The organism is Algoriphagus sp. AGSA1 (genome assembly GCF_021390545.1).
Taxonomy (GTDB): Bacteria; Bacteroidota; Bacteroidia; order Cytophagales; family Cyclobacteriaceae; genus Algoriphagus.
Genome location: NZ_JAJUWR010000006.1, coordinates 157,016 through 171,664 on the forward strand (window position 1 = coordinate 157,016; position 14,649 = coordinate 171,664).

Below are 14,649 nucleotides of genomic sequence, written 5' to 3' on the forward strand. Positions count from 1 at the left end.
TTTTAATTTTAAAATGTTACTGAAATCCCAGCCATAAAGGTTCTGGCAAGAGGGAAAGTATTAAAATCAATATTTGAGGTAGCAGAACCATTCGAATTGACAGCCGGGTCAATTCCGCTGTAATTGGTCCAGGTAACCAAATTTTCACCTGTAATGTAAAAATTCGCCGATTTCGCAATTCCTCCAAGGAGCGGCTTTTGCCATGTATAGTTAATTCTTACCGTTTTTAACCTCAAATAAGAAGCATCTTCAACTGTATAAGTATTAATCACTTTCCTTCCTTGGCCAAGCGGTGTGACAAAAGACGGGTACACTTCTGAAGGATTCTCGGGTGTCCATCTGTTCAGATAGGGTTCGGCAAATTTGTTTCGGCGGAGTTGGATTGGAAAATAGGTGTCGATCAGATTGTTGTTGAGCATTTCAATACCCTGCACACCATCGAAAAAGACATCAAGGGAAATATTTCTGACTCTGACAGAGTTTGAAATACCATAGGTCAAATCAGGAAAACTATTTCCTATAATTTCCCTATCGTCAGAATTAACAATTCCATCATTATTAATATCCCTATACTTTAGGTCCCCCGGACGGACATTATCAGTTGTGATGCTAAAATCATCATCAGTTTGCCATATCCCGTCTATGTGCCATCCGTAAAATGAGCGGAGAGGATACCCTTCCTTTATTGTGAAAATCTGGTCTGTGAAGCCGGCATTACCGGTAATAATTTGAGAAATACCGCCCAAGTCAAGAACCTTGTTAGTTAGAGTAAACAAGGTGAGACTCGTACTCCATTCAAAGTTATCACGGCTTATATTTACGGATCTCAATTCTAAATCCAATCCACGATTCCGGATTTTTCCCACATTTGTAAGAACAGTCGAAAAACCTGTGGATCTGGGAACTGGCAGTGCAATAAGCATGTCAAAGGTGGTTTTTTCATAGTAATCCAAACCTCCGCTCAGCCTGCCCTCAAAAAATTCAAAATCCATTCCGATATCCCACTGCTCAGTAGTTTCCCATCTCAAATCAGGATTTGCCAGCCTTGCAGGATTAAGGGTAATAAACTGGACATCATCGAATACCGCAGGTGCACCAGCCCCAAATGTATTCAAGGACTGGAAATTACTGATTTCTTGATTACCTGTTCTGCCCCAACTAGCCCGTAGTTTCAGTGAACTCAACACCTGCTGATCTTTCAAAAAGTCTTCGTCAGTAATTCTCCATGCAGCCGCAAGGGAGGGGAAGAATCCAAATTTGTTATTTTGCCCAAATCGACTCGAGCCATCGGCTCTGAAAGAGGAGGTGAACAAGTATTTACCCATATAGGAATAGTTAACCCTTCCCAAAAATGATATAAGTCTATTTTTAAACTTATTGCTGCCCATTTGATATGTCTCTCTATCACCTAGTCCTATATTGTCAGTCTTGGTGATATCATTGGAGAAGCCCGTGGCAGAATTGTTTGATCTCACAGTTGTAAATTCCTGATCCATAAATCCTCCCAAAAGATTGATTGAGTGATTTTCCATTTTCTTCTGGTAAGAAGTAGTGAATTCTATTAGGTAATTGGTCTGAAGGCCATTGGCAATTGTAGCAATTCCGCCCAAGGCTGCCCCCCGCTGTGACTGTCTATCCACATATACATCTCTGCGCTGGAATCTTGCGTCTCCCCCGATGTTCAATTTCAATTTTAAGTCATCGTTTACGGCATACTCTCCGAAAAGTGTCCCAAACATTTGATAGGCATTGGAAAAATTTGTCGCACTGGCAGCGAGTGCCATAGGATTTTCGATTGTCAAAAAATCAGAACGCATATATCCGCCTGATTCGTTACGTAACGGTAGTGTTGGATCGAAGTTTATGGAGGTATATAACAGCCCACCATTTTCATTAATCGCATACCCGGTGGGTGCGACTTGGTCATTCGTGTAGGCTAAATTTAGATTGGCTCCAAAAGTAAACCTTTCTGTTATCTTAGTGTTTAAGTTTAATCTGGTACTATATCTCTGAAATCGTGATCCAACGACTACCCCTTCCTGATTCTGATAATTTAAGGAAGCATAATATTTTGTCTTATCATTTCCCCCAGAAAATCCAATGTTATGGTTTTGGATGATAGCATTTTTTTTGAATATTAAATCCTGCCAATCGGTCCCTATTCCACCATTGGCAATTTCACCCACTCTTTCTGACTCATTTCCACCACCTTCGTCAATGATGTCATTGACAACCTGACCATATTGAGGGCCTGTAAGCATTTGGAGTCTGTTCGCTGAATTTTGGATTCCAAAATAGGTATCGTATGTGAAGGAGCCTTTCCCGCTTTCTCCCTGCCTGGTTGTAATAAGTATTACACCGTTTGCCCCTCTGGCACCATAAATAGCAGTGGCAGAGGCGTCTTTTAAGATTTCTATAGATACAATATCGGAGGGATTCAATGTATTGAGCGGACTTCTTGGTGACCTAGTTGAGGGAACTCCTTGCCCTGAACCATCTATAGTTCCCTCATTAGCAATAGGCAATCCGTCAATGACAAACAAGGGATTTGTACCGGCATTAATGGAGCTGGCGCCCCTAATGCTAATGGCCAAGCCAGCCCCGGGATCGCCTGAGTTGGCAACTACTCTAGCTCCGGCAACCCTTCCCTGGATAAGCTGTTCCACAGTAGAGTTGGCACCTTGGTTGAAGTCTTTTGCGGTAATGGAAGAGACTGCCCCTGTTAAATCCGACTTTCTTACTGTGCCATAGCCGACTACAACGACTTCCTCCAGTTGACTGAAATCTTGTAATAAATTGACATTTATTTCTGTCTGGTTTCCTATTGGGATTTCCTGTGTATGGTACCCAATAAAGCTAATTTGCAATATTGCGCCTTCTTTTACGGTTAATGAGTAATTCCCGTCTATATCCGTAACAGTCCCATTAGATGTTCCTTTCTCAAGGATATTTACTCCGGGAATTCTGTAGTTCTCTTCCGAAGAGCTCACAGTACCTTTAACTTGGACAGTACCATCAACACGCTGTGCGAATACTGCGGATTGAATCGACCCTATTCCCAGTAGAAGGGGAATTAATATTCCGTATAGGCATATTGTAATCCCATCCGACATTGTTTGAAGTCGTAAAGTTGTTCTTTTCATAAGAGATTATTTTAGGTTTTGGGTATAAGCAAAGTTGTGATTTCGGAAAATAAATGGATGTAAAAAATGGGTATTTTACTATGACATTTGTATTAAAATAGGGAATAAAGCGATTCAACGATATTTTATATGGGTAGGCTCACATAAAAATTTGAACTGCCAAAAAAATCGTTCAGTGTGTTAGGAGAAAATTGGTAGTAAGGGGGATTTCGGACAATTCATTAAAATGATCTAAACCGATGTAGTGGGATTTTAGCCGTTTTGACCGATAGATTCTGAGATGAATTCGCTTGGGGTCATGTTAAACTGCACTTGAAAGCATTTTGAAAAATAGGAGGGAGATGTAAATCCCGACATATAACAAACTTCTGAAATATTATATACTCCACTATTAAGTAGTCTTGCTGCGGCTTTAAGCCTGATCAATTTGATGAATTCATTGGGCCCGAGCCCGGAGATTGTTTTAAGTTTTTTATGTAAACTTGACCTGCTCACGCCCATATTTTGGCTTAATTCAACAACTGATAGGGTCGGACTGGAGACATTTTCTTCAATATATTGAATAATATCTTTCACAAAAGTCTCATCTTTTGTGTTTTTGGTGATTTCATTTATTTCTGATAATGGCTGATGGGAAAATTTGAGTTTCATCTTTTCCCTAACATCCAGTAAATTTCTGATAACCAATTCAAGGTTTTTAAACTTGAAGGGCTTTACGACATAGGAATCAGCGCCAACCTCAAGACCGTCCAATTCCATTTCCGGATCTGCCTTTGCTGTCAATAAGATGACTGGAATTTGACAATAGTTAATACTGTCTTTGATATACCGGCACAACTCAAGTCCATCCACTTCATCCATCATAACATCTGAGAGTACCAGATCGATATGGTGTTCCTTCAATTTTACCATCGCATCACGCCCACTTATGGCTTTTTTGACCGAATAACCAATTTCGATAAGCGAATTTGATAAAAAGTCAAGTAGGGCAGCATTGTCTTCTACTACCAAGATCTTCGTCTTTTTGTCCTCATCCACATTGCTGAAATCAGTTGGATCTGACTCTGAATCATTTCTACATTCAATACTCTCGAGCGGAAACTCGACCGTAAAAGAAGTAAAATGATTTTCGACACTTTCAAGCTTCAATGTCCCACCATGGATTTCAGTGAGTTTTTTTGCCAAGAATAGTCCTATGCCTGTCCCACCGGAATTCCCATATTTAAATTTCCCTTCTGAAACTGTAAAAAATTTTTCGAAGACATTATCCATTTCCGAGTAGGGGATACCTATACCATCATCCCAGACTGACATCATCAATACACCTCCACCCGTGTCAATACAATCTCTCAGTTCCAAATTTAATTTCACTTCTGTTCTGGCATATTTGAATGCATTAATTATCAAGTTGTTGATAATTTTTGACATGGCTCCAATATCAATCATTACATATAAAGGAGCCTTTTTGCAAGTCACGCTAAAACTAATATTCTGCTTACCGGATATACCTTGAAATTTAGAATGGATTTCCTTTAAAAAATTGGCAATATCCGTTTTCTCCGGCTTCAACTGATACTTTGCTGACTCCACCTTTCTGAAATCCAACAATTGATTGATCAAGTCCATTAGGTCATCGGAATTTTTCTTGATTAGATTCAAATGATTTTCAGTGTTTTTATCCCCATGATCCCTCTCAAGCAATTTTTCCAATGGAGCGACAATCAAGGACAAAGGTGTCCTAATCTCATGGGCCATTTCAGTGAAAAATTGAATTTTTCTTTTATAAAATGCTTTCTCTTCCCTCTGCCGCAGCTGGGCATTCTTTTCCTTGTTTTTTCTTTTGACCATAGTATGATAGGATCTACTGAGCAGGAAAATTGAAAAAGTGATAAGTACAAAGTAAAAGAGGTATGCCAGATTGGACTTGTAAAAAGGGGGGGATATAACGATATCTATGGATTTGACTGATTTACTAAGCTCATTCTCAGGCCCTTCAAGCCGTACATGAAAGGTGTATTTTCCGGGAGGTAGATTGGTATAAGTTGCCTTGGTTTGAGAGGCCACAATATTCCAGTTTTGATCAAACCCCTCCAAAAAATAAGCGTATTTAAGGCTTTTTGGGTTGTCAAAATCCAAAGCTCCGTATTCAAAGCTTATCATTGATTGATCATGGGTGAGTGTAATTTGATCAGTGTAATTGATTCCAGTTGTTAGAATTCCTGTTGAGTCACCGACTTTAACTTCACTATTGAACAATTGAATACTATGGAAAAAAAGATTTTTTTCCACCTGTTTATAGGAATCCAATATTTTTCGAGGGTCAAAAGAATTGAACCCGTTTACTCCTCCAAAATAAATCTGTCCATTAGACGCAACCATGCCTGCGTTATAATTGAACTGTGGACTTTGAATAAATCTCAAGTTTGTAAGTTGGTGAACTTGACCTGTTTTCGCCTCAATACAAAAGAGACCTTCATTCGTTGATGCCCAAATATTGTCATCATTATCTTCCAAGATGGAATAAACAGGGTTATTCAATAATCTGTTATCCTCAAAAACCCTATAAAACTCCCCATTTTCGAACTTGAAAATACCCGCACCTTCTGTCCCTAAATACAACGTGCCGTTTTTGGATTCAAGCATGGTAATAAACCTTTTCTTTCCAGGCCCGGATTGTAAAATGAAACTTTCCCATTCATTGCTGTTTTTCTTTTTTTTGAATAGAGATTGTCCATGTGTCAAAACCAGTAAATCTCCTTGTTGATTCTCCGTGATTTTATGAATAAATTTTCTTGACAACCCAGGATACTCAATCCTAACAAACTGATTCGTTTCTTTCTCAAATCTGTTAAGACCGTAAATTGTACCCACCCACAAAACCCCATTGCTGTCTTTATATGTCGCATAGATTCCGTTATTGCTTAGTGTATTGTGGTTTTGCGGGTCATTTTTGAAATTTTTAACACTTCCCTTCTGTAAATCGATAAGATCAAGCCCTCCTGTATAAGTCCCAATCCAGTACTGGTTTTCTGATTCCCGTAGGATGGAGTGGATATTATAATAAGACAGTGGCATCTGGAAATCATGGAAAGGATATTTCGAAAATTCCTTAGTATGGGGGTCAAAAAGAAAGAGACCTGCGTCCTCTGTCCCCACCCATATTTTGTCTTCTATTTCCAAAAAACTACTTATCGCTTTTCCTTTTATGGACGTTGAGTCTTCCGAGGGATAAAAATAATTAAAGAAACCATCAGAAGTATTTAAATAACTAATTCCTCCAAAGTATGTTCCCACCCACACATTGTTTTTATTATCTACTAACAATGACCAAATAGAATTGTCGCCTAAGCTAAATTTGTCATATTTTATATTTGAAAAAGTCTCAAATTTTCCAGTTTCAATAGTTAATACATTAAGGCCTTTTTCAGTTCCTATCAGAAGTTCTCCAGTTTTTTTTTGGCTGATCACCCTTACTATATCACTGCTTATACTATTCTGCTTTCCTGATTTCTTGAAAAACTCGAAATTCCCACTTTCCTTATTCCATTTTCCAAGCCCGTTGGTCAATGTACCCACCCAAATGTTTCCGTCATCGCTTTTGAAAACTGTCAGAACCATTAAATTTCCCGTTCCGGATTCGGTGTCAGAAACCACAACTTCACTGAGACTTTTCCTGTCAGGATCATAGATTTTTATTCCATCCTGAAATGTCCCCATCCATATATTTCCATCATCATCCCGTGTCAAAGCCCTGATTTCTATTCCTAGGAAAAAAACATCTACAGCCACAGACTGGTCTGTCCTATCCATAAGGAAAACTCCCTGGTTGGTACCAATCCAAATATGACCCCTATCATCAACCTCGAACCCGTTTACTTTGGAATTGATCTCCGGAACAATCCGGTGGAACTTTTCAGTTTTTTTTTCAAACCTATACACTCCCGAAAGTGTCCCAATCAAGAGGTTTTCCTCATCCAATTCCATTAGACTTGTTAGGGAATTGTCGTCCAGGGTGTACTCCGAATCAGATTGTTGAAATCTTGACATAAAACGGCTGTCATATTTGTTGAGGCCGTTCTTTGTCCCAATCCAAATAAATCCCTCACCATCCTGAATAATTGCCGTAACCGTATTGGAGCACAAACCATCAGATACATTTAAATTGGTAAAGAGGTTTTGTTGACCCAAAACCGGTAATGGTAATAATAGCCATCCCAACGTTATCCAGAGAAATAGAAGGTCACAAAGTACTTTAGCATGCAACATCTTTTCTTTTTTTCTTCCAAGAAATATTACTCGGTCAAATTGCCTAAATCCTTTTCAATTTAACCAAAATTCAATTTTAATTTATCAAGAATGCATACTTGTTTAAAGACAGAAGTTTTGCTTGTTTTTGTATGTTCCTTTGTTTTTAGCTATTTAAAAATATAGGGTCCCCCTCGAACCAAGTTGGCGTTTTTCTCGTCAAATGAATCTGTTTCTTTATCTCCCTGTGAGTTTCTCCACTCGGACAAACTTGATCTAAACCTTTTAATCATTTCCTGATAGTGTTGGTTAAAAGCAAGATTTCTTGTTTCATTAGGATCTGCAATTACATCATAAAATTCTTCTAGCGGCCTATTATGGTAGCGTCCCAAAACAGCTCTTGCATGATCGTCCTGAAATGATTTTTCTATCCAGGTTGGCCAATAACCTTGTGTTACTCCCTTGTCCATATGTGTGGTGTATCTCACTTCCGGTGCCAAATTCAAAATATATTTATACCGTTTATTTCGGATCATTCTTATTGGAGTCCTGTTCATATCTCCATCGCCCGTATGGGAAGCATATAGGTAATCCCTGTGCCGGTTTGTTTGCCCCAGCAATAAAGGTAAAAAGCTAATCCCGTCAATTATTTCCGGGCTTTGGGGCGCTTCACCTTCAGCCAATTCCAAAAAGGTGGGCAGTAAGTCCACCAACGATACCAATGCATCCGTATCAGTACCTCCTGTAATAATCCCCGGCCATCTTACCAGCAGAGGAACCTTCACTCCATAATCGTAAAGGTTCCATTTTCCGAAGGCCCACTGCGGCCCCTGATCGCTAGTAAAAATAAAAACCGTGTTTTGCTCAAGATTTTGAGATTCAAGGATGCTTATAAGTTTCCCAACATTTGAATCCATCTTTGTGATATCAGTGAAATATTTTGCCCTGGCCAATCGGGTTTCTTCCGTATCAATATGAATAGTTGGGATTTCCACCTCGGACGGCGCATATTCTGGATTTTCAGGCCAGAATACGTGTGGACTATGATCATTTACCACCAATAAAAATGGTTTACCACTTCCATCCTCCGGTGTCGATAACCAATCCTCCACAGGATCAACTACCAAGTCAGTCCACAGTTCTCCTTTATCTTCATATCCAGGTTCGGGAATATTTGTGCCATGAATCATTTCGAATGGGAACGCATCCACTGGTCCGAGATGATACTTTCCTGCAATTCCTACCCGATAGCCTATCTCTTTTAAATATGCAGGTAACGTCTTTATGCCTTCTTTTATCCCGGAATGGTTGGCGTGCGCGCCATTTCTGAATGGCATCAAACCAGTATGGATGGAGGCTCTTGATGGAGAACATGTTGGAGAAGTTGCAAAGGCGTTGGTGAAAATCAATGATTCTTCGCCTAACTTGTCAAGGTTGGGTGTTCTCACCATTGGATTACCGTAAAGTGGCAGATCTATTGCTCCAAGGTCGTCTGCGATAAACAGAACAATATTTGGTCGGCTCTGACCAATGCTATCCTGGCTAAAATAAAAGGTTAGGAGAATTAAAAAACAGTAGTGTTTCATGGTAAGTTCGGGTTATTTTCGGATTGATTGTCATTTTCAGTTTAATTTTTCAACAAACTGATTTTTTTTGTTGATGATATGCAGATTTACAAGACGAGACTTGCGGAAATTGTGCGAGATCACGTAAAGGTGGGTTTTCAATTTCTGAGTATGTGTAAAAATTGTGGAATTTAATGCTAAAAATGTATTAACGGGTTTGTTTCCAGTACCCAATTTTAATGATAGGACAAAGGGTTCAAGTATTTTATAAAGAGTGAGTTATCTATCAATTTTCGATTAATTTTTTGTGACATATTGATCGAAGAATTAATTAGGATAGAAATCTTCAGAGGAATCTCACAAAGACTAAACTCACCCAACTATTGTTCAGGTAATCTTCAATCAGCTCAAATACAAGCCAGGATGCCTGTTCGTTACGCTAACACATTCTTACCTGTTCAACTCGAAATTCTCTGATAATCCAGCCTTTTTCTAACCTTAACTTGAGCAGATCGAGCACATTGTGCGTATTGGTTTTCTTTAGATTATTTTTCCGGTGGCTGGCGATTGTACTTATGCTTACGTCCAGCATCATCGCAATTTCATGGGAAGTCTTATTTGGAGTTGCTATTTTTAATGCGAGACAGATTTAAGAAGTAACTTTAAATTTGTAGATATGCATAGAAAATTTGATGATTCATTTAAGATACTGTTTGTTGAACTGAGCATTGCGGGAAGGCTCAGGCGCAGAAGTCGGTAAGGATTTAGATATTGATCCTAGTTTGCTTAGTAAAATGGCGTAGGAACCCAAGTTATATTGGAAATAAGGTTCTTCCGGGCAATCCTAACATATGCCCTGAGGAGTAGGGATTGAGAATTTTACGTAAAAGAGTCAATGAAGCACAGGTGGAGCGTGACATCAAAAATGGATTGATCTTTTACTCAGACTTAGGGATTCAGGTATGCAAAACCCATCGAAACAAACCAATCAGCCGTTAAAATCGAATTCAGGTTGACAGGTGATTTTTACTGAGAGTAGCTTAGATTCCAAAAATCAATTACGGTGCTAAGCAATTGTATTGCTTGATGTAATATTAGTAACAACTCACATATCCAGCCACTTCTTGAATTCTGAAGAGCGCTCCCTTGCGACTATTACTTTCTCTTCCTGATCAGGCCTCAATTTCAACAAAAGCCGACTGTTAAAGTAATTGTGTATTTCCTGCACAGCTTTTAAAGCCACCATATACTTTCTGTTGATTCTGAAAAACTCAATGGGATTCAGTATTTTCTCCAGTTGATCGATGGAATATTCTATAGGATAATTTTTGCCGTTAACCGTAAAAAGAGAAATAGACCCGTTTTCGGATTTGAAATAATGGATGTCGTCAACATTAAAAGTTCCGTAATGATTGCCTATTTTGACCATAAACCGATGTTTATACTCTTTTTTGAAGAGACTTTTGAAGTCCTGGATCTTTGTGTCTTCAACCACCTTACTATAAGGTGAAATGCGGTATTTGTCCAATGCTCTTTCCAGGTCTTTTTTTTCTATGGGTTTTAATAGGTAGTCAAGTCCGTTGTATTTAAAACCACGTATCGCATATTCGTTATAGGCAGTTGTAAAAATGACTGGAGGATGTTCTCCCAGTGTATCCAGAATATCAAAACCATAGCCGTCATTCAGTTGAATATCCAGAAAAATCAGGTCAGGCAGGGGGTTTTCCTTAAACCATCTGGTTCCACTTTCTACGGATGAAAGGGTAGTTACCACTTTGATGTCAGAAGCAACTTCAGCGACAAGATGTGCGAGTCTGTTGGATGCGATATGTTCGTCCTCTATGATTACTGCTTTCACCATGATAGATTTTGTAAGGGTTTTATTTGACTGATATCCTTTTTGAGCAGAGGAAGGCAAATAGTGAAGAGACCATTTTCCTGGATAATTTCAACAGGTTTTGTGCTATAAAAGGAAAAACGCTTTTTGATGTTTTCCAATCCCAACTGTGTAGAAGATTGGGGATCGTTTCTTTTTCTTAACGTATTGGACACTTTAATAGAAGCACCTTCAATTAGAATCGTGATAGACAGGGGGCGTTCATTTGAGAAATAGTTGTGTTTCAAGGCATTCTCCACCAGCATCTGCAAACAGAGCGTAGGGATTACGTACTCTCTGGGGTTCAGATCTATTTTTGTCTTTATTTTGAGGGACATTTTATGACGCACATCCATCATAAAGATATAGGAATCCAAAAATGAAAGCTCCCTGTCCAGTCCAATTAAATCCTGGTCTTTATTGTCCAGGATATAGCGATAGCAAGAGGCCAGTCGTGAGGTGAAGTCGGATGCCAGATCTCTGTCCTCGTACATCAGTGAGGTAAGTGTGTTAAGACTGTTAAATAGAAAATGGGGGCTTATCTGGCTGGTTAACGTTTTGTAATTGGAAGCGAGTACTTCATTCTCAAGCTCTACCATCTTTTCATGAAGACTGCTTTTCACTTTTCCTGCAAAATAAAGCAAGTTGAGCAGAACTATGGTTGTTACAATGATTGAAGCTCTTGAAAAATCCGTTCGGAATTTAAACCAAGGATTTGGTGCATCGATTTCAAAAATCCCCGAATACTGAAATACAGCCAAGTAATAGGTGATTCCAATCAAAGGGATTATGATTAAAAGTGTGGTTCCCAGAATTTGTAATCCGGATTTCCAGTCCAATCCAATAAAATGGTCCTTTTCAAGCTGGCGCTTGATTAACCAGTCGTTTAACCCCCAAGTCAGAATAAAGAAAAAATACCCGCTCACATAGTAAAAGGAGGTGGTGATGTTCATAAAACCATCACTATAGTCAGCGTCTATCATTAGTTTAATGAAGACAAAAGTGACTGTAGCTACGAGCACTCTAAAGCCTAATTTCTTTATATCTAAACCAGCTGGCATATTTTAATTAATCAAGTAATTAATACTAATAGAATTGTCAAAGATGGATAGGAGTTTCGGGAATTCTTTAGATGTATCCCATGAATTGTTTTTTCAGACGTTGGATTGTCAATATTTCAGATGAATAGATATTAACCTGATTAAATCAGACAATCCTGATTTAAAGCTTAAATGGACACTCCAGCTCGTGATTGCACGATTGAAGAAACATCGCTTTCACGAAAGTACGTATGGTTTCACTTTTGGGAAAAAACAGATGAAATCGAGCATGACGCTAACGTCACCTACTGGGATGATTATCCGGACATGGGAGATTTCTTCTACCTCTAAAAACAAATCATAAAACATGAAATCATTCCTCCTATTTCCACTCCTGATAATTTATGGATCGCTGAGCGCCCAAACCGGAATTATCAAAGGTCAAATTAAAGATGCCCAATCAGAAATTGGTCTTATTGGTGTTACCATTGAACTCCTGGGTCAAGAAATTACTACCGGGGTAGTATCTGATGATGGGGGTTATTTCCGATTGGAAAACGTTCCTATAGGAAGGCAATCCATCCGGGTGACTTATTTGGGTTTTGAGAGCGTAACATTACCAAACATTGATGTCACTTCAGGTAAAGATGCCGTTGTGGATGTTAAACTCAAAGAATCATTTGGTGAATTGGGAGAAGTTGTCGTTACTTCAGAGACTCCCAAAGATATGTCTATCAATAGACTGACTTCGGTGTCAGCTGTCCAGTTTGGAATGGAGGAAACCCAGCGATATGCAGGAGGACGTAGCGATATCGGGCGTCTGGCTTCAAATTTTGCCGGAGTTTCTACACCGGATGATAGCCGAAATGATATTGTGGTCAGGGGTAATTCCCCTGTCGGATTGCTTTATAGACTAGAAGGTATTCCCATTCCCAATCCCAATCACTTTACCTCAGCAGGAACTGCGGGTGGGGCAGTTTCCTCTGTCAATCCCAATCTTTTGAAGAATTCAGATTTTTTGACCTCAGCGTTCCCTTCGGAATACGGGAATGCAATAGGAGGGGTATTTGATCTGGGATTTAGGACCGGCAATAAAGACGATTATGAATTCTCAGCGCAACTAGGCGCTTTCACAGGTGTTGAAGCATTGGCAGAAGGCCCGTTGGGCAAAAATAACGGTTCTTTTCTTATAGGCGCCCGTTATTCATTGATTGGCTTGCTCGGAGGAGCTGGAATCACATCTGCGACTCCTAACTACTCTGATATTTCCTTAAATGTTGATTTGGGTGATACTGACTGGGGAAGATTTTCTGTATTTGGAATTTTGGGTTCTTCCAGTATCGACTTCCTAGGTGAGGAATTTGAAGAAGAGGATTTGTTTTCATCTGAGGACGAGGATATGTTTGTCTCTTCTGATTTTGGAGTTTTCGGGATTAAGCACCGACTTAATTTGGGGAAATCCACCTATTTGCAGAGTGTTGTATCTACCTCTTTTTCTAATGACGGAATAGAGTCACATAGATACATCAATTTGAATGAATCGGACGAAAGACGCCTCCTATATACGGAAGCTGACAATTCGGAAAACAGGTATACTTTTTCTTCATACCTCAATTCAAAAATAAACAGCAAGACCACTCTTAGGACAGGAATATTGATGGAAAATTTCAATGTGAAATCTATCCTCAGAGACAGGGATGAACAGCCTGACAATGATGGGGACGGAGATCCGGACTTATTTACCTTTCGGGATATTGATGATGGCTTCAGCATCATTCAACCTTTTGTCCAGACCCAGTATAGGGTGACAGAAAATCTTACGTTGAATGCCGGACTTCACGGACAATTCAGCAATCTGAACAATCAATTTGTAGTTGAGCCGCGTGCGGGGCTGAAATATCAGGTAGGACAAAACCATACATTTAGTCTGGGATATGGTATTCACCATCAGCCTGTATCGTTACCCGTTCTTTTCTTAAATGAATCGGTTGACGGTGAATTGGTTCAGACCAATAGGGACTTGGATTTTGTAAGAAGCGATCATTACGTTCTTGGATACGATTTACTGATGGGTTCCGGATGGCGTGCAAAGGCGGAAATTTATTACCAAAATATTTCTAATGCAGCAGTTGAGGCATTTCCTTCCAGCTATTCCTCACTTACTGAAGGTGCTGACTTCTCTTTTGATAATGATAGAGTGTCTTTGGAAAACACTGGAACGGGATTTAATCAAGGCATTGAGCTCACCCTGGAAAAATTTTTCAGTGACGGTTATTATGGATTATTGACAGCCTCCTTTTTTGAGAGCAAATACGAAGGTAGCGATGGAATTGAACGAAACTCTCCTTTTAACAATGGCTATGTAACCAATCTGCTCGGTGGGCGGGAATTCAAAATCGGGAAAAACCAGCAGAATGTGCTATTTGTGGATACCCGTATGTCTCTGGCAGGTGGGAGATATTATACCCCGGTCGACTTAACAGCATCACAGGAGGCTGGTTACGAGGTGTTACAGGAGAATCTAGCTTACAGTCAGCAATATGATGATTATTTCAGATGGGACGTGAAGGTTGGGTTGAAACTAAACGTACTTCATAAAAAACAGTCTCACCACTTTTATGTTGACTTTCAAAACGTGACCAATAAGGAAAACGTGTTTGAGAGAAGATATAATCGTTTAACCAACCAGGTCAACCAAGTCAACCAAATGGGATTTTTTCCCGACTTAGGATACCGCTTCCAGTTCTGACCTACAATCAAAAAGAAAGTCTATGAAATCC

At 39.4% G+C, this 14,649-nt stretch carries 8 protein-coding genes and 1 pseudogene; 2 read left to right on the plus strand and 7 right to left on the minus strand.

Annotated elements, in window-relative coordinates; genetic code table 11:
* Positions 1 to 8 precede the first annotated feature (8 nt).
* The 7 genes and pseudogenes from LZF95_RS06145 to LZF95_RS06165 form a co-directional block, all read right to left on the minus strand.
* A complete protein-coding gene (locus LZF95_RS06145) occupies positions 9 to 3,143 on the minus strand; it encodes a TonB-dependent receptor (RefSeq protein ID WP_233754101.1) in 3,135 nt (1,044 codons plus the stop codon).
* A 252-nt stretch (positions 3,144 to 3,395) separates the two neighbouring features.
* A complete protein-coding gene (locus LZF95_RS06150) occupies positions 3,396 to 7,190 on the minus strand; it encodes a two-component regulator propeller domain-containing protein (RefSeq protein ID WP_233754102.1) in 3,795 nt (1,264 codons plus the stop codon).
* A 36-nt stretch (positions 7,191 to 7,226) separates the two neighbouring features.
* Positions 7,227 to 7,409 (minus strand): annotated as a pseudogene (locus tag LZF95_RS27745) (two-component regulator propeller domain-containing protein); the annotation flags it as partial.
* Between the two features lie 149 nt (positions 7,410 to 7,558).
* Positions 7,559 to 8,974, minus strand: a complete 1,416-nt coding sequence (locus LZF95_RS06155; RefSeq protein WP_233754103.1) for a sulfatase — start codon at positions 8,972 to 8,974, stop codon at positions 7,559 to 7,561.
* Between the two features lie 418 nt (positions 8,975 to 9,392).
* Positions 9,393 to 9,602, minus strand: a complete 210-nt coding sequence (locus tag LZF95_RS27750) for a LuxR C-terminal-related transcriptional regulator (RefSeq protein ID WP_368670765.1) — start codon at positions 9,600 to 9,602, stop codon at positions 9,393 to 9,395.
* Between the two features lie 456 nt (positions 9,603 to 10,058).
* Positions 10,059 to 10,814: a LytTR family DNA-binding domain-containing protein gene (locus LZF95_RS06160; RefSeq protein WP_233754104.1), complete on the minus strand. Its 756-nt coding sequence runs from the start codon at positions 10,812 to 10,814 to the stop codon at positions 10,059 to 10,061.
* Positions 10,808 to 11,890: a sensor histidine kinase gene (locus tag LZF95_RS06165; RefSeq protein ID WP_233754105.1), complete on the minus strand. Its 1,083-nt coding sequence runs from the start codon at positions 11,888 to 11,890 to the stop codon at positions 10,808 to 10,810. Before LZF95_RS06165 ends, LZF95_RS06160 begins: the two co-directional genes overlap by 7 nt.
* Positions 11,891 to 12,061: 171 nt before the next feature.
* On the opposite strand from LZF95_RS06165, the gene LZF95_RS06170 reads away from it, so the two are divergent.
* Together LZF95_RS06170 and LZF95_RS06175 are read left to right on the plus strand one after the other, a co-directional pair.
* Positions 12,062 to 12,220: a hypothetical protein gene (locus LZF95_RS06170; RefSeq protein ID WP_233754106.1), complete on the plus strand. Its 159-nt coding sequence runs from the start codon at positions 12,062 to 12,064 to the stop codon at positions 12,218 to 12,220.
* Between the two features lie 16 nt (positions 12,221 to 12,236).
* Entirely contained in the window at positions 12,237 to 14,618 is a 2,382-nt protein-coding gene (locus LZF95_RS06175) for a TonB-dependent receptor (protein ID WP_233754107.1), read from the plus strand.
* The last annotated feature ends 31 nt before the right edge of the window (positions 14,619 to 14,649 follow it).